At 70.7% G+C, this 16,646-nt stretch carries 14 protein-coding genes; 6 read left to right on the top strand and 8 right to left on the bottom strand.

Going from position 1 to position 16,646, the window contains the following annotated elements:
- Window positions 1–58 precede the first annotated feature (58 nt).
- A complete protein-coding gene (locus tag ACT3SQ_RS07920) occupies window positions 59–1,270 on the top strand; it encodes an MFS transporter (RefSeq protein ID WP_444601035.1) in 1,212 nt (403 codons plus the stop codon).
- A 218-nt stretch (window positions 1,271–1,488) separates the two neighbouring features.
- Here ACT3SQ_RS07920 and ACT3SQ_RS07925 read toward each other — a convergent pair whose 3' ends face one another.
- The gene (locus ACT3SQ_RS07925) at window positions 1,489–2,538 is read right to left on the bottom strand and encodes an NAD(P)/FAD-dependent oxidoreductase (RefSeq protein WP_444601036.1); all 1,050 of its coding nucleotides are present in this window, start codon (window positions 2,536–2,538) and stop codon (window positions 1,489–1,491) included.
- A gap of 48 nt (window positions 2,539–2,586) precedes the next feature.
- On the opposite strand from ACT3SQ_RS07925, the gene ACT3SQ_RS07930 reads away from it, so the two are divergent.
- The 3 genes from ACT3SQ_RS07930 (at window position 2,587) to ACT3SQ_RS07940 (ending at window position 4,890) form a co-directional block, all read left to right on the top strand.
- The gene (locus ACT3SQ_RS07930; protein WP_441445358.1) at window positions 2,587–3,153 is read left to right on the top strand and encodes a helix-turn-helix domain-containing protein; all 567 of its coding nucleotides are present in this window, start codon (window positions 2,587–2,589) and stop codon (window positions 3,151–3,153) included.
- 165 nt (window positions 3,154–3,318) lie between these two features.
- Window positions 3,319–4,185 (top strand): PrsW family intramembrane metalloprotease, encoded by an 867-nt coding sequence (locus ACT3SQ_RS07935; protein ID WP_444599103.1) that lies wholly within the window; start codon window positions 3,319–3,321, stop codon window positions 4,183–4,185.
- Window positions 4,186–4,644: 459 nt separating this feature from the next.
- Window positions 4,645–4,890: a hypothetical protein gene (locus tag ACT3SQ_RS07940; protein WP_441445356.1), complete on the top strand. Its 246-nt coding sequence runs from the start codon at window positions 4,645–4,647 to the stop codon at window positions 4,888–4,890.
- Between the two features lie 232 nt (window positions 4,891–5,122).
- On the opposite strand, the gene ACT3SQ_RS07945 is transcribed toward ACT3SQ_RS07940, so the two are convergent.
- The gene (locus tag ACT3SQ_RS07945; RefSeq protein WP_442332873.1) at window positions 5,123–5,470 is read right to left on the bottom strand and encodes a hypothetical protein; all 348 of its coding nucleotides are present in this window, start codon (window positions 5,468–5,470) and stop codon (window positions 5,123–5,125) included.
- Between the two features lie 99 nt (window positions 5,471–5,569).
- Here ACT3SQ_RS07945 and ACT3SQ_RS07950 point away from each other — a divergent pair, with 99 nt between their 5' ends.
- Window positions 5,570–7,228: an FAD-dependent monooxygenase gene (locus ACT3SQ_RS07950; protein WP_444601037.1), complete on the top strand. Its 1,659-nt coding sequence runs from the start codon at window positions 5,570–5,572 to the stop codon at window positions 7,226–7,228.
- Window positions 7,229–7,418: 190 nt separating this feature from the next.
- Complete coding sequence (locus tag ACT3SQ_RS07955; RefSeq protein WP_441445353.1) at window positions 7,419–7,691, top strand: type B 50S ribosomal protein L31; 273 nt, start codon at window positions 7,419–7,421, stop codon at window positions 7,689–7,691.
- Between the two features lie 25 nt (window positions 7,692–7,716).
- On the opposite strand, the gene ACT3SQ_RS07960 is transcribed toward ACT3SQ_RS07955, so the two are convergent.
- The 6 genes from ACT3SQ_RS07960 to ACT3SQ_RS07985 form a co-directional block, all read right to left on the bottom strand.
- Window positions 7,717–8,499, bottom strand: a complete 783-nt coding sequence (locus ACT3SQ_RS07960; protein WP_441445352.1) for an NAD-dependent epimerase/dehydratase family protein — start codon at window positions 8,497–8,499, stop codon at window positions 7,717–7,719.
- Window positions 8,500–8,593: 94 nt separating this feature from the next.
- On the bottom strand, window positions 8,594–9,610 hold the full coding sequence (locus ACT3SQ_RS07965) for a GDSL-type esterase/lipase family protein (protein ID WP_441445351.1): 1,017 nt from the start codon (window positions 9,608–9,610) through the stop codon (window positions 8,594–8,596).
- Between the two features lie 145 nt (window positions 9,611–9,755).
- Window positions 9,756–10,928 carry a Gfo/Idh/MocA family protein gene (locus tag ACT3SQ_RS07970; protein WP_441445350.1) on the bottom strand — a complete coding sequence of 391 codons (1,173 nt, stop codon included), beginning with the start codon at window positions 10,926–10,928 and terminating at the stop codon, window positions 9,756–9,758.
- Window positions 10,929–11,109: 181 nt separating this feature from the next.
- Window positions 11,110–13,065, bottom strand: a complete 1,956-nt coding sequence (locus ACT3SQ_RS07975) for a glycoside hydrolase family 35 protein (RefSeq protein ID WP_441445349.1) — start codon at window positions 13,063–13,065, stop codon at window positions 11,110–11,112.
- 89 nt (window positions 13,066–13,154) lie between these two features.
- Window positions 13,155–15,170 carry a beta-galactosidase gene (locus ACT3SQ_RS07980; RefSeq protein WP_441445348.1) on the bottom strand — a complete coding sequence of 672 codons (2,016 nt, stop codon included), beginning with the start codon at window positions 15,168–15,170 and terminating at the stop codon, window positions 13,155–13,157.
- An 80-nt stretch (window positions 15,171–15,250) separates the two neighbouring features.
- A complete protein-coding gene (locus tag ACT3SQ_RS07985) occupies window positions 15,251–16,600 on the bottom strand; it encodes a serpin family protein (protein ID WP_441445347.1) in 1,350 nt (449 codons plus the stop codon).
- Window positions 16,601–16,646: the final 46 nt, after the last annotated feature.

The raw sequence follows: 16,646 nt of genomic DNA on the forward strand, positions 1-16,646 counted from the left end.
CCGCCCATTCCCTGCTCTCTCCGCCCCCGGACTCTCTCCGCCCCCGAAAGGCACCTCCTTGACCGCGACGCTCCCGCCCACCTCGACCTCTGCCGCACCGACCGCCCTGCCCCCGGTGATCTACGTGCTGACCGCCGGGACCTTCCTCATGGCCACCACCGAGTTCGTCTTCGCCGGCCTGCTCACCTCGGTCGCCGGGGACTTCTCGGTGACCGTCGCCCAGGCGGGCCACGCGATCACCGTCTTCGCGGTCGGGATGATCCTCGGCGCGCCGACGATGGCGCTGGCCACCCTGCGCGTGCCCCGTCGCGTCACCCTCACCGCAGCGCTCGTGATCTTCTCCGCCGGCCACGCCGTCGGTGCGCTCACCGGCAGCTTCGGCGTGCTGCTGGGCACCCGCTTCGTCACCGCCGTGGCCACCGGAGCGTTCTGGGCGGTCGCCTCGGTCGCCGCCGTCGACGCCACCGGACCTCGGATCCGCTCCCGCGCGCTCGGCATCATGCTGGGCGGCGGCATGGTCGCCAACGTGCTCGGAGTGCCGCTCGGGGCGCTCGTCGGGCAGTTCATCGGCTGGCGCGGCACCTTCTGGCTGCTCGCCGTGCTCGCTGCCGTGCTCGCCGCGGCAGTGGCCCGGATGGTGCCGGCCGCGAGCAGGTCCGGGGCCCTCCCCTCGGTGCGGGCCGAGCTCGCGTCCCTGCGCTCGGGAAGGCTGTGGCTGGTGCTGGCGACCTGCGCGATGGTCACCGGCGGAGCGTTGTCGATCTACAGCTTCATCTCCCCGATCCTCACCGACGCCGCCGGGATCCCCGAGCTGGGGGTGCCGGTCGCACTGATGGGCTTCGGCCTCGCGGCACTGGTCGGCTCGATCCTCGCCGGCTGGATGGGCGACACCCGTCCGTTCGCCACCCCCGTGCTCACCGCGGCAGCGACGCTCGTGATCGCCCTGGCCCTGCTGCTGCTGCTCCCCGCGCAGCCGGCGCTGATGCTCCTCCTGTTCGTGCTGCTGGGGCTGGTGAGCCTCTCGGCGAACCCGGTGCTGGTAGGGCTCGCGAACCGCTACGGCGGCGAGGCCTCGACGCTCGCCACCTCGATGCCGACGGCGATGTTCAACCTCGGCACGGCGATCGGCACCGGACTGGCGGGGACGGCTCTCGGCAGCGGGCTCGGGGTGCAGGGGCCGCTGCTGGTCGGCGCCGTGGGCGCCGCGCTGGTCCTGGTGCCCCTGGGCCTGCTGGTGCTGCGTGAGCGGGGCCTGCGCCGGGTGCGCTGAGCTCCCCCGGTCACGCTGAGCACCCCGGTCACGCTGAGTTCACCCGGTCACGCTGAGCACCCCGGTCACGCTGAGTTCACCCGGTCACGCTCCACCGTTGCAAAGGCGGGGGAATGGGTCCCGCGTCCTCCATTCCGCCAGCTCTGCAACGTTCGACCGTGCGCACCGACCGCGCGAGCGCTCTACGGGGCGCGGCGTGCTCAGGCGGCGCGCCGGGCTCAGGCGGCGCGGCGCGCCCGGTGCGCGGCGATCGCCGCGTCGGCGTCGGCCATCACGAGCATGCCCTGGATGTGCCCGCCGGCGAGCGCACCGCCCGCGGCCGAGGCCCCGACCTGCGCCATGGGGTCCGCAGCGTTGCCCGCGACCCACACCCCGGGCACCTCGGTCGCTCCGGCGAAGCCGGTGGCGATCTTCTGGCCCATCCCGCCGGGCAGCTCCTCGATCTCGAGACCGAGGTCCTCGAGTCCGTCCAGCCGCGGGGTCATGACCGTCGCGACCGTGAGCACGGAGCGCGGCACCAGCTCGCCGCCCTCGAGCCGCACCCCGGTGATGCCGCCATCCTCGCTCGCGACGATCTCCTGGATCGGGGACTCGCGCACGGTGATGCCGAGCGCCTCGCAGCGCTCGCGGGCATCGTCGTCGATCTCGATCCCGGGCGCGAACACGGTGACGTCCTCGGTGAGGGCGCGGAACATGAGCGCCTGGTGGAGGGAGGCGGGCCGGGTGGCGATCACGCCGATCGCCTGGTCGCGCACCTCCCAGCCGTGGCAGAAGGGGCAGTGCACGAGTCCGCGCCCCCAGTGCTGGGCGAGTCCCGGGATCTCGGGCAGCTCGTCGCGGATCCCGCTGGCCACCAGCAGCTGGCGCGCGGTGAGGGTGCGGCCGTCGGCGAGGACGATCTCGAACCGCAGGTCGCCCTCCGCCGACGGTGCGGCGGCGCGTGCGGAGGCGACCTCCCCGGCGACGACGAGCCCGCCGTACTGCCGCACCTCGGCGCGGCCGCGGGCGAGGTAGTCGGCCGGAGGGGTGCCCTCGTTGCCGAGCAGGGCGTGGATCCCTTCGGCCGGGGCGTTGCGCGGGGTGCCGGAGTCGATCACGACGACACTGCGGCGGGAGCGGGCGAGCATCAGCGCGCCGTTCAGGCCGGCGGCCCCGCCGCCGATCACGGCGAGGTCGACGAGCTCGGCGGGCAGACCCTGGGACTGGGACTGGGACTGGGACTGGGACTGGGACTGGGACTGGGACTGGAGAGCGTGAGGTGCGTTCATGCTCGCCACGCTAGACACGCCTTGCCGCGCCTGCATAGCATCTTGCCCATGACGCAAACTTCTGAGGGTGTGGATGGCCTGGTGCGCCAGCGGCTGCGTGCCCTGCGCCACGCCCAGGGCCTCTCGCTCGGCGAACTCGCCGCCCGTGCCCACATCAGCCCCTCCACGCTGTCGAGGATCGAGAACGGGCAGCGCCGCCTGGCGCTCGATCAGCTGGTCACGCTCGCTCGGGCGCTGGACACCGGCCTCGATGAGCTGGTCGAGATGCAGACCGAGGAAGTGGTCTCCCACCCGAGCTCCGACCACGGCCTGGACACGCTCCGCTGGCGCATCCGCCACTCCCCCGACTCGGTGATCCTGCGCAGGCGAGTGACCGGTCCGCCGCCGGAACTGTCCCGGATGCGCGCCCATCCCGGACACGAATGGCTGGTGGTCCTCTCCGGGACGCTGACCCTGCTGCTGGGCGAGCGTCGCTACCGGGTCGGCACCAACCAGTCCGCCGAGTTCGACACGATGCTGCCCCACGCCTTCGGCGCCGAAGGCGGACCGGCGGACGTGCTGATGCTCGTGGACCCGGAGGCGCGAAAGGGGCACCGGGAGGACGATGCTCCCTGATCCCCCCTGGGCTCCCCGACTCGCGCCACCACGTTCCCCGGCTCACACGCCACAAGGCCTTCAGGACAGGAACCACAGGCGCATACTGGCCTTGACGCCGCCGCGATGACGACGCCTCACCCCGGGTGAGCGAGAGCCTCCCGCGACTGGACGAAGGATCTGGCGATGTCCACCCAGCCCATTGACGCATCACGGCCCACCGTCACAGCGCCGCACCCATCGGCCCCCGTCGCATACCCCTGGTACCTGCGGTTCTCGTGGCTCCTCACCCTGGGCATCGGGATCCTCGCCTATCTCGCGACTTTTACGATCATGCTCCTGACCAGGAACCCGACCTTGCTGCCCACCATCTTGCTGGTGGGCGCGGCGACGATCCCGCTCACGGTGCTGCTGCTGGCGCAGTCCAGCAAGGTGGGCGCGCTCGTGCCCACCCGGATCGTGCTGCTCACCGCCGTGCTGGGCGGACTGTTCGGGATCTGCGCCGCCGGTCTTGAGGAGGCCATCGCCGGACTCGTGCTCGGCAGGGCGTCGATCCTGCTGGTCGGCATCATCGAGGAGTCGGCGAAGCTGGTGGTGCCGCTGATCGTGCTGGCGCTGGCCCACCGGGTCACCCGCGGCGGCGGGATCGTCATCGGCATCGCCTCGGCCACAGGCTTCGCAGTGCTCGAGACCATGGGATACGGCTTCAACGCGCTGCTGTCGAAGAACGGCGGCCTGGGGGCGCTGGATGCGACGCTGGTGCTGCGCGGGATCCTGGTGCCGGCCGGTCACGTGGCCTGGACCGGCTCGATCTGCGCGGCGCTGTGGTACCTGGTCGAGACCACCCACAAGGGTCGCGGTGTGCTCGCCCTGGTCGTGTCCTACGTCGGCGCGATCATCCTCCACACCGCCTGGGATGCGACCACAAACGGCGTGCTGCACATCGCCATCGGGCTGATCAGCGTCGGGGTGCTCCTGTGGCTGATCATCGCCGCGCACCGAGCCTTCGTGCGACGCGCCACTGGCGAGGAGTCATCGCTCCGCCAGGGGTGATTGCAACATCAGATCCCGCCACGGATATGGCGTCGGGAATAAAGCACTGGGCTTCCCGGTTGTTCCCTGGTAGCGTCCTACGAGTTCATGGGTGGTCGAGCCTGTGAGCCGGACCGACGACGTGTCGTCACCTGGCGGAGAATCCCGCCACCTGGACGTGAGACCCGTCCACTCGATCACTGCGAACCCCGCAGCTCGCGCACTGCCATGACGGCAGCGCACCCCGAGCTCGCCTCGCAGGGCCTGCGCCCTCGCACCGCCTCCATCCCGCCGACTCGGCGGCCTCCCGTGGAGCTTCGCGACCGGTGCGCGCCACCGGCCACGGCCCGCCCCAGCGGCGCCCGGCCAGCGAACGTCCGCCCCAGCGGACAGCTCGCATCCTGCGCACCTCGCGCATCCCGGCACCCTGCCGGACCCAGACATCCGTCGGCCCAGGGCCGACTTCGAAGGAGTAGTCCCATGCAGTACCAGACCATGAATCCCGAGCATCGAATGCAGTCCCCCCAGCCGCATCTCGTCGTCTTCCGTGACCAGAGCGCGGGCCTGCGCTACCTCACCCGCTCCACGCGCACGTCGGAGCACACCACCACCTGGGAGGACGGGAACATCTATCCCGTCGTCGAGGTGGACCTGTCCTCCGCGGCGCACCTGGCGCGCCAGCAGGCGCGTCACCCCCAGCGTGAGCTGGCCGGCGCCGCAGCCTGAGTCGGGCCGGCTGAGCTGACCGGCTGAGCTGAGCTTGGCCGGCTGAGCCGGGGCCCCAGGGGGCCGAGCCCCGAGCCGAGCCCTGAACAGAAGAGCGAGCCGTAGGTTGCGTCCCCCATAGAGCCGTATGAGGAGAGCAACCTACGGCTCGCTCGCCGTGGGCCATCCGAATCGGCCCCGGCCCGCCTGTTCAGGCGGGCCGGGGCCGAGTCAGGGTGCTGTGGGGGCCGGTTCAGGCCACCGCGGCCCCGCGCTTCTTGCAGACCAGGTCGAAGGCGACTGCAGCCAGCAGCACCAGGCCCTTGATGGTCATCTGCCACGAGGGATCCACGGCCAGGATCGACAGGCCGATGTTCAGCACGCCCCTGATCAGCGCACCGATCATCGCGCCCGAGATCTTGCCGGCGCCGCCGGTGACCGCGGCGCCGCCGATGAAGCAGGCGGCGACCGCCAGCACGATCGGGAGCCCGCCGGAGGGCTTCGCCAGCAGGTAGGCGAAGAAGCCCAGCACCACGACGCCCGCGGCGGCCTTGGCCCAGTAGACCTTCGCCGGCTCGACTGCGACCCCGTGCTTGCGCATCTCACCGCGACGGCGCAACCAGGACAGGATCAGGCCCGCGGCGCCGAGAGCGGCGATCAGCAGGGTGACGCCGTCACAGCAGGGGTCTACCGTGGCATCATGGCCCGCTCTCGAGCCGCCGCGAGACGAGGTGCCACCGTGATGAGCACGCCGGAACCACCACTGACAGAGACCGACGTGCTGATCGTCGGCGCCGGGCCGACGGGCGTGATGGCGGGCCTGGTCCTCGCCCGACGCGGAGTATCCGCCCTGGTCATCGACCCGAAACCGGGGCCCACCCGGGAGTCGCGGGCGATTGTGGTCCAAGCCCGGAGCATGGAGATCCTCGATCAGCTGGGACTTGCCCAGCCTGTGCTGCAGGATGGCCAGAGCGCCGCTGGCCTCCGCCTGCGCGGCGGGCGAGACCCGGCCGGGATCGAGTTCGCCGCCCGGCAGCAGGGATGGACCCCGTTCCCCGGCGCCCAGATCTTCGAGCAGAGCCGCACCGAGGCGCTGCTGGGCGAGACGCTCGCCACGGAGGGTCGACCGGTGCTGTTCGGGCACCGGCTGATCTCCTTCGAGGTGCAGGCCGCAGAGAGCGCTGTCAGACCGGAGGGGCTCGCCGAAGGGCCGGTCGAAGGGGCCGCCGAACGGCCGGTCGAGGCGCTCGTCGACGGTCATGCCGAGGGTCCGGTCGAGGCGCTGGTCGAGGGGCCGGACGGCCCGCTGCGGATCCGCTGCCGTTGGCTGATCGGAGCCGACGGGGCGAGCTCGCCGGTGCGCCACCAGCTGGGCCTCGACTTCGAGGGCGTGACCGACGATGCGGCTTTCTGCGTCGCCGATCTGCGCGGGGTCGAGGACGCCCCGCCCGATGCATTGTCGGTGCGTCTCGGCCAGGAGCGTTTCGCGCTCCTCTTCCCGCTGGGGCCGAACGGTCATGCGCGGCTGATCTGGCTGCACGGCGATGCCCACCCCGAGCAGGAGGAGGCTCTGGCCGGCGCACGGGAGGATCTCGGCATCCGCTATGAGCGAGTCGACTGGTTCTCTGCCTACCGGGTCCATCACCGGGTCGCCGCGGAGTTCCGGACGGGCCCGGTGTTCCTCGCCGGGGACGCGGCCCATGTGCACTCCCCCGTGGGCGGTCAGGGTATGAACACCGGCCTGCAGGATGCCCATCACCTGGCGAACCTGCTGGCAGATGTCACCGCAGGGCACCTCGACGAGGCGGCGCTGGACCGCTACGAGGACGAGCGTCGACCGGTCGCACTCACCTTGATCCGGGCGACCGACCGTGCCTTCGGGGCGATCGCCCGGACGGGCCGGCGCTCAGCCTTCCTGCGCCGACGAGGCCGGGATGTGCTCGCCGTGCTCGCGCCGCGGCTGCTGCGCACCCCGTTCGGTCCGTACGCCGCGGGGCTGCTCGGCCAGTACCGGATCCGGTACCACGCGGTCCCGAAGGGACAGTCGCCGCCGCGCTGGGCGCGCGACCGGGCCGTCGGCCTGCGACTGCCGCCGACGCAGGAGAACGCGGCAGCCCTGGGCGCAATGGCCTGGCAGCTGCACACCTACGGGATCGTGGCGGCCCGGCCCACCTCCGCGCCAGACTGGATCGAGGGACCGCTCACCTTCCCGCCGGACTCGCTCGGACGACTGCACGACGACCACCTGTACCTGGTGCGACCGGATGGTTACGTCGCCGCGTCCTGGCCCGTCCATGCCGGAGCGGTGGCAACAGCAGACGTCGACGCGGCGCTCGCGGCATACTGCGCGATCCGCTGAGCGGCGCTCACGGCGCACTGCGAGATCCGCTGAGCCGCTCACTCCGCCGCTGCGCTGAACGGCCCAGCCTCCCCATGACGACCGGTCCGAACCGCCCCGGACCCGGTCGGCTGGAAAAGTGCTCCCCCGAGCGGGAATACTCAGCCCCGCCCCACCGTTGAACTTTCAGTCATCAACGGAGGAGATCCTCATGCAGAAGAACATCCACCCCGACTACCGCCCCGTCGTCTTCCGTGACCGGAGCGCCGGGACCGCCTTCCTCACGAACTCGACTCGCACCTCCGAGCGCACCATGACCTGGGAGGATGGCCGCGAGTACCCGGTCGTCGACGTCGAGGTCTCCTCGGCCTCGCATCCCTTCTGGACCGGACGCGGTGGCGTGGTAGACACCGCAGGCCGCATCGAGCGCTTCCGCCGCCGCTACGCGGGCAAGGTCGTCACCGCCCACGGCGCCACGGCCTGAGGCCCGCGCACAGAGAGCGACCTGGTCAGGCCCCGGCACCGAGCACGTGCCGGGGCCGCCAGTCGAGCAGCTGCTGCGCCGCGTCGTCATCGATCGCGTGGGGCGCTGAGGTCACGGCGATCGCCTCGTAACGGCCACCGCGGTCCCGGTGCAGCGCAGCCCATACGGCGGCGACCAGGTCCTCGGGATGCATCGCTGCGTGCACCGTGCCATCGCCCATGCGCATCAGCTGCGCGTCCTTCTCCGGCTCGACCGGGGTCTTCCAACGCGGCCAGTCCTGCGCGGTGGTCGGGAACGCCAGCCGTAGAGAGGTCACCGCGATCGGCCCCTCCTCCGGAGTGGGCGCCTCACCCTCGGCCGAGATCCGCAGTGCGCTCTCGGCGAGGCGCTGGGTGAGCCCGTACAGCAGAGTCTCGTCCGGTGCCGCACCGGCCGGGACCGGGTCGATGCAGTAGCGGGAGAAGACGGACAGAGAGCTGATGTGCACGAAGGACCGGGCTCCGGACCGGCGGGCCATGCGCAGAGCGAGCAGCACCGCTCCGACGTTGGTCGAGATCGCCTCCGCCGTGCCGGGCAGCTGCTCGGCTTCGGTCCCCCGCGGCAGATGAGCGGCCAGATGGACCACCGCCTCGACCCCCTCGAGCGTTTCGGCGAGCGCGACAGGATCGTCAGCCGGCGCGACGATGTCGCGGACCCCGTCGACAGGTTCAGTGCTGCGGTCCAGGACGGTCAGCTCGTGCTGGTGCCGCCATGCCGCGACCAGGGAGCTGCCCACGCCGCCCTTGCCGCCGATGAGTGCGATGCGCATGGGGGCATCGTGCCACGACGGTTCCGACGGTTCTGACGGTTGCGACGGTTGCGACGGTTGCGACGGTTGCGACGGTTGCGACGGGGAGCGTGCCTCAGTCGAGCAGGCCCGCCAGCCGCGGCGCGAGCCGCTCGGCCATCACCCGATAGCCCTCCGCAGTGGGATGCAGCAGGTCGCCGAGGAGCTCCATCTCGTCGAAGCCGAGGATCTCGGTGCCGTCGATCAGGCTGATCAGCGGATCGAGGCGCTGCAGCACCTCGACGCTGCGATGGACCAGGTCGCGGATCTGACGCTGGGTGAGACCGACGGCGTTGGGCTGGTCCTCGCGGTGGGGACCGGCGGCGATCGAGCTCATCACCACGATCGGCGCCTCGGTCAGACGGCGCACGTAGTCGACGAAGCCGATCATCGCCGGGGGCAGGCTGCGCTCGGAGAAGGTGTTCGCGCCGTAGACGTTCGCACCGAGGCACAGGGTGACGAGATCGGGACGCGAGCGGCCGATGGTCTCGGCCAGCGGCGGGTCCAGGTGGCACTGCCCGGACATGCCCAGTGCCGTGAGCTCGTAGGAGTTCTGGGCGGCGACCAGCGCGGGCCAGGTCCCGGTGGGGCTGTCTGCCTGGTTGCACTGGGTGATCGAGCTGCCGTGGACAGCCCAGCGGGGGCCGCGGGGCGGGGCCGGGGCCAGCTGGGTGACGGAGTGCAGGAGCACCTGTTGGACAGTGGTCGGGGCGGCGTGAGGCAGCCGGAGCTCCACCCGGGCGAGCTTTCCCGGCAGCTCGATGCGAGCGGTCACGTTCCCACCGGCCTCCCGGGTCGCCACCAGCTCACCGTCCACCACGACATCCAGGCACCGCGCCGAATTCGCATGCGCCTCTGTGGTGGTCAGCTCGACCTCGAGGGCGCTGGCATCGGTGTCGACCGCCAGGCGCACCCCGTTGGGGATCCGTGCCAGCTCCTCGACCTCGGCGTTCATGATCCGCTCGAGCTGCGCCGGGGCCACCCGCCAGGGCTGGGCGCCGGCGGCCGTCTGAGTCCAGGTCGCGGCACCGGACCACGCTTCGGGAAGGTCGGTCGGCATCACGCGACGAGTGGTGGGGACGGCACTGGTCATCGGGGCTCCTTGCACGGCAGCGATGCCGTGGGCGGCGGGCTGAGATCCGACAGCGATGCTACAAGCCACGGTGCCGTCACGACCGCCTGCGCGACGACCGGAGCAACAGCGAGCGGGACCGCCTGCGCGGAGGACCTGACCGGGCTCAGACCTGCCCGTCGTCGAAGTAGTCGCGCAGTTCCTGCGGGACCGGCGGCACGTCCAGCGGCACCCCGCCGCTGCGGATCGACTCCGCGCCGTACACCCCGGTGGCCACGGCCTCACGTGCGGCAATGGCGGAGACCTCGGTGGTCCCGCCGGAGCGGGCGAAGCGCAGGAACTCGGCGACCAGGCTGGGATCGGCGCCGCCGTGGCCGCCGTCGGCCCGGGCGATGACCTCGACGGCGTCGGGCCGGCCGGGGCCCGAACGGCGCGATTCCCAGATATGGATCTGGTCCCCGCTGCCGTCCCCCATGTTCTCGATCCTGCCCGCGTCCCCGATCACCGTGTAATTGCGGAAGTAGTCGGGCGTGAAGTGACACTGCTGGTAGGAGGCGAGCACGCCGTTGTCCAGCGTCATGTTGAGCATCGAGATGTCCTCGACATCGATGACGGGGTTCAGCTCCTTCTGAGCCGTGGGTGGCCAGATGTCGGCGTCGTACCAGTCGCGCATCAGGCGGTCGGAGTTGTCGCGCCGATCGGTAATGTCGCCATAGACGGCGAGGTCACCGATGCCGGAGACCCGGCGGGTGTAGCCGCCGGCGAGCCAGTGGATCACGTCGATGTCGTGGGCGCCCTTCTGCAGCAGCAGGCTCATCGACTTCGCACGCTCGGCGTGCCAGTCCTTGAAGTAGAAGTCGCCGCCGGCACCCACGAAGTGCCGGCACCAGATCGCGCGCACCCGGCCGATGCGGCCCGAGTCGACGATCGCCTTCATCTGGCGCACCACCGGCATGTGGCGCATGTTGTGGCCGATGTACAGCCGAGCCCGCTTCTCCTTCGCGAGCGCGAGCATCGCGTCGGTGTCCTCGACGCTGATCGCCATGGGCTTCTCGCAGAAGGTGGGGATCCCCGCCTCGAGGGTGGTCAGCGCGACCGAGGCATGCGCGAAGTCAGGGGTGAGGATCATGACCGCGTCGACCTCATGGTCGGCCAGCAGCTGCTCGACGGTATCCACGGTCGGGATCTCCTCGCCGAGCGCTTTGCGAGCGTTCGCCTTGCCGAGCTCGCTCGGGTCGGCGACGACGGTGATCGCCGAGCCCTCCCCCGGCTGGTGGGCACGCAGGGCCAGGTAATGGCGGGATCCGAAGCCGATGACGCCGATCCGGAGGTCTTTCATGAGGGGACCGCTTTCGAGAGGAGCCGGGACAGCACCGCTTCATCGTCACAGCTTCGTGTGAGGAGCGCAGTGCCCAACTGTTGTTAACCGATTTACAGGTATTGTGGGAGCATTTCCGATCTGGGGCACCCTGTCAAGCAGAGCCGGTCGGGCCTGCAGTGTTCTGCAGGAGCGCGTGCTCTCAGTCGTCGGTGCGCCCGAATCGGTGCTCCGCGGCGAGCGCGAGCCGCGTGGGCTGCTTCTCGAGATCCAGCAGCAGCACCTCGTTGCGGCCCTCGCGCACCAGCGGTGCGGGGACGTAGAGGGTCAGCTGGGGACCGATGTTCCAATAGCGGCCCACGCAGAAGCCGTTCACGTAAGCCACCCCGTGGCCAGCGCCGGAGACGTCGAGGAAGGTGTCGGCGGGACTCTCCGCCTCGAAGGACGCGCCCACCAGCACCGGGAGCGCGTCGGCATCGGATGCTGCAGCGTCGTTGGCTGCAGTGGCGCGTGGTGCGGCGTCGGATGCTGCAGTGTCGGCCCCGGCGGTGAGCGCCGAGTGGGGCCCGGCCGTGAGCGAGGGAGCGGCCTCGAGCAGCGCGGCGAGCTCTGCCCCCATCTCCTCAAGCGGCCAGGAATCGGCCTCCCAGCCGTTGAGGAAGCGGATGGTCTGCCAGACACCGCCGAGGATGCCCTTGCGCTCCCCGAGCTTCGGTCCGAAGTTCACGCGTCCCAGGTTCTCCACCAGGATCTCGACGCGCACGGTGCGGCGCCCGCCGTCGGGCAGCAGCCGCCCGAGGAACGGGGTCAGCTCGATCGTGGCCGGGTCGATCTCGCTCTCCTCGTTGCCGACCACGCCGGTCGCCCCGAGGTAGACCCCGTCCACATAGACCCAGGCACGATCATGCAGGTCGTAGAGCTTCAGCGGGGAGATCTCGGGGCGTCCTTCACGCTCGACCGCCGCGATCTCGATCTCCCGGGAGAGTCGCAGAAGGCCCCGCTCCAGCCCGACATCCTCGAAGGCGGGCGGCGTGGGATGCACCTCGGCGGCGCGGGTGAACCGCTCGGTGCCGCGCAACGAGGCGAGCTTCTCGACCCTCACGTCTCCGGCAGGCAGAGTCGCCGGCTGCGCGACGAGCTCCAGCTGCTCGAGGTGCTCCTCGAGCGGGGGCAGCTCACGATGCTCCGCGATCACCTCCCGGAAGGCGCGGAACTTCTCGGTCAGCGCACCGTTCTCCGCGATCGGGGCGTCGTAGTCATAGCTGGTGGTGGTGGGCTGGAGGAAGCCGAAGTGGTTGGCACCGGCCTGCAGGCCGAAGTTGGTGCCGCCATGGGCCATGTAGAAGTTCACGCTCATGCCGTGATCGAGCATGTCGGCGAGCTCCCCGGCGGCGTCCCCGCCGGTCCGTTCGTGGTGCCCCTCGCCCCAGTGGTCGAACCAGCCGTTCCAGAACTCCATGCACATCTGCGGCTGGGCGGGCAGCTCCTCCTCGGCCATCGCCAGCACCTCCAGAGCACGGGAGCCGAAGTTCACGGTCGCGAGCGCGCCGTCGACCGCGCCACCGGTCAGCCACATCCGTGCCGGCCCGTCGGAGGTCACCAGCAGCTCCTCGATGCCGCGCGCGATCAGACCGTCGCGCAGGTGCGCGAGGTACACCGTGTCGTCACCGAAGCTGCCGTACTCGTTCTCCACCTGCACCATCACCACGTTGCCGCCGCGAGCCGCCTGTCGGTGGGCGATCACCGGAATCAGCTGATCGAACCAGGCGTCGACCAGCTCCAGATAGGGGGCGTTGCGGTTGCGCAGGCGGAGGTTGCGGTCCGCGAGGATCCAGCCGGGGAAGCCTCCGTTCTCCCATTCGGCGCAGATGTACGGGCCGGGGCGCACGATCGCGTCGAGGCCCTCCTCCGCGGCGATGTCGAGGAAGCCTCCCAGATCCGCGAAGCCCTCGAAGGTGGTGACGTCGCGGGCCGGCTGGTGCACGTTCCAGGCCACGTAGGTCTCCACTGTGTTGCAGCCCATCGCGACCAGGCGGCGCAGCCGGTCGCGCCACTGCTGAGGATGGACGCGGAAGTAGTGGATCGCGCCGGAGACCACCACATGCGGCTCCCCGTCACGGAGGAACCCGTCCGGGGTGGGCTGGAGCAGGGCAGTCATCGTCGAAGGTCCTCTCGGGTCACACGTCTTCCATCAGTGTCTCAGGAGCGGGCGGCAGGGCAGGCAACGCCCCGACGCCCCGCAGTCGCTCAGCTCTCGCGGATCACCGCGACAGCGCCGACGGGCACGGTGTGGGCGCCGTCCGCCTCGGTGTCGCGCAGCAGCTCCCGACCACTGACCTGCACCACCTGATCGCGATCGGAGTGGTTGAGCACGAAGAGATAGGTGGTGCCGTCCTCGGCGAAGCGGCGCACCGCCTCGACATCGCGGTGCAGGCCGGGCACAGTCGGTTCCACGCCCGCGGCGCCGACGACCTCCGCCACCAGCGTCTCGAGCCCCTCCGCCACCGGATGGGCGGCCACGTACCAGGCGGCGCCTCCCTCCTCCCCCACGGCATTGCGGGTGATCGCGGGCCAGCCGTGCAGCGGACCATCGGCCCAGGAGCGCATCGCTTCGGCACCCTCGAGGTGCGTCTTCTCGCTCCACATGTCCGCGGCGGTGCCGTCATCCAGGTGCAGGATCTCGCCCTCCTGCAGGGCGTAGAACTCCTCGGTGCGCACGCCCAGCAGGTCTCGGAATGCGCCCGGGTAGCCCCCGAGGTAGATGTGCTCGTTCTCGTCCACGATCCCGGAGAAGAAGGTGATCACGACCTGCGCTCCGGCACGGGCGGCCTCGTCCAGGCGCTCCGCCTCCTGGGCGCTGACCGTGTAGAGGGTCGGAGCGATCACCAGCTCGTAGCCCGTCAGATCAGCGCTGGTGGGGACGATGTCCACCCCGATGCCGAGGTCCCACAGCGCGGTGTACCAGCGCAGCATCTCCTCGCTGTAGCGCAGGGCCTGGGTGGGGTGGGAGTCCAGCTCGCTGGCCCACCAGGAGGGATAGTCCATGACCAGCGCCACCCGGTTCAGCACACGGCTGCCATGGACCGGGGCGAGGGACTCCAGGGCGCGGCCCAGAGCCACGGTGCCGCGCCACACGTCGGTGTCGCGCCCGCCGTGCGGGACCATCGCCGAGTGGAACTTCTCGGCGCCGGCCTGGGACTGGCGCCACTGGAAGAACATCACCCCGTCGGCCCCGCGAGCGACGTGCGAGAGGGAGTTGCGCAGCATCTCCCCGCGACCCTTGGTGCGGTTGCGGGGCTGCCAGTTCACCGCGGAGGTGGAGTGCTCCATGAGGATCCACGGGTCACCGCCGGCGACGCCACGGGAGAGGTCCGCGGCGAAGGCCAGCTCGATCTGGCCGCGCGGATCGGCCGCGATCAGGTAGTGGTCGTTGGCGACCACGTCCACGTCTCCCGCCCAGGAGTAGTAATCCATCCACTTCGTGGCGCTCGAGAGCATGAAGTTGGTGGTGGCGGGGACGTGCGGGGTGACTTCGCGCAGCACGTCGCGCAGCGCCCGGTAGTGGGTGAGCAGCTCGTCGCTCGAGTAGCGGGCGAAGTCGAGCTGCTGGGTGGGATTGGCGTAGGTGGGCGCGGCGCGCGGCGGCAGGATCTCCTCGAAGGAATCGTAGCGCTGGGACCAGAAGGCGGTGCCCCAGGCGTGGTTCAGCGCCTCGATGCTCTCGTAGCGCACCTCCAGCCAGCGACGGAAGGCTGCGGCGGCGTGGTCGGAGAAGTCATGGGGCACGTGACAGCCCAGCTCGTTGTCGACATGCCAGAGCGCGAGCGCGGGATGCTCCCGGTACCGCTCGGCCATCACGCGGGTCATCCGCAGCGCGTACTCGCGGAACAGAGGCGAGGAGACGGCGTAGGCCTGTCGGCCGCCCTGGCCGAGCACGGTGCCGTCCTCGGTGACCGGGAGGATCTCGGGGTGGTTCCGGGTGAGCCACGGCGGCGGGGAGGCGGTCGCAGTGGCGAGAGCGACCTTGATCCCGGCGTCGGCGAGGTCGTCCATCACCTCGTCGAGCCAGCCGAAGTCGTACTCGCCCTCGCGCGGCTCGAGCATGGCCCAGGAGAAGATCGCGACGCTGAGCAGACTCACGCCGGCCTCGCGCATCAGCTCGATGTCCTCGAGCCGGACCTCCCGGGGCCACTGCTCGGGGTTGTAGTCCCCGCCGTAGGCGATCCCGTCGACTCCGAGCGGCCAGGGGCGTGCAGCGGTCATGTCTCCTCCATTGCGAGAACGATCCAGAAGTGCGTGCGACCAGGCTAGTCGCCGGCACCGCTGCAGCTCGGGACTGTCCGTCAGCGGGTCTCGGTGGGATCGCCGATCCAGCCGACCACCAGCGGGGCGAGCGTGGAGCGCTCATAGGCGAGGAACAGGAAGGGCGAGTCCAGCACGAGCTCCTGGTCAGGGATCTGGGCGGAGGTCTCGGCCATCACCACCGCGGTCGCCGCGGCGGCCTCCATCCCCTGCTCGTCGATCGTGATCACGGCCTTCTGCAGCACCTCGTCGATCACCAGGTCCACCGCGCCGGTAATGCCCGAGAAGTCAGCCTCCTTGCCGAAGGCGTCGGTCATGCCGAGGCTCTTGAGCGTGTCCTTGAGCGCGGATTCCCAGCCGATGTCAAAGGCGGGGACGGCCAGCTGGGTGGAGGCCTGCGAGTCCTCGAGCCCGCTCAGCAGGGCGGCGAGACCAGAATCCTTCCCGGATGCGGCCTCCGCCCAGGCATCGAGGACGTCGGTGAGGTCACCGGTGGGCTGCACGAGCGCGAGCGCGAGGTCTTCGCCGTAGGTGCCCAGAGAGGTCGCCCGGCACACTTCGTCCTCGTACCAGGTGGAGGTGCTGCCGTGGAGCATCTCGGCGCTCAGCTCCGAGCCGTCCGCAGTGGTGAAGGTGCCGCCGCCCTTCGTGAGCTCCTCGGGCCAAGCGGCCTTCAGGTGCAGGGCGTTGACCAGCACGAGGCGGGTGTTCGAGTCCAGGATGCCCTCGGGGATCAGCTCTTCGATGAGGTCGTCGGTGGAGTCGGCGACCCACTCGTTGATCTCCTCCCGGGCCTGCTCACGCTCGGCGTCGTCGGTGAAGTCCGCCTCGAAGAGCCCGCTGCCGAACCAGGTGGCAAGGTCTTCGAGGAAGGTCTCCTGGATCTCGAAGCCCTCCTGGAGCCAGGTCCCGTTCACGAGCGAGGCACGGGCCGGCTCGGGCGCCTCGTCGTCATCGAGCTCCCGCTCCTCGTCGCCGACGGTGGCCAGCAGCTGCGAGAGCGTGTTCGCACCCTCGGCGAGGACCTCCATGCTCCCACCGAGCACCTCTTCCATCTGCTGGAGGGTCTGCCCGGCCGCCCCCATGCCGACCATCGTGAGCGCGACCTGCGCGGACAGCGGCGAGCAGACCGCGTTGACCTCCGCGCGGTCGATCGCGCCGAGCATCCTCGCGGTGAAGGGAATCGCGACGCCGCCGGCATCGTCCGCCGGGCCCGGCGCGGCCCGTGGCAGCTCCGCGGCGAGATCCGGGCCCTCGCCCTCATCCTGCCCTCCGCACGCGGCCAGGCCCAGGGCGAGAGGCGGCAGCAGCGCCGAGGTGGCCAGCAGCGAGCGACGGCGCACCTGGGGGCGCCGCAGCTCGGGGTGTGCGGAGGCAGAGGTGGTGCGCATGCCTCTATCGAACGATGCGCAGGCGCCCGTGGCAAGGGCCGACGCC

It is taken from the genome of Brachybacterium sp. AOP42-C2-15 (assembly GCF_052377065.1).
Classification (GTDB): Bacteria; Actinomycetota; Actinomycetes; order Actinomycetales; family Dermabacteraceae; genus Brachybacterium.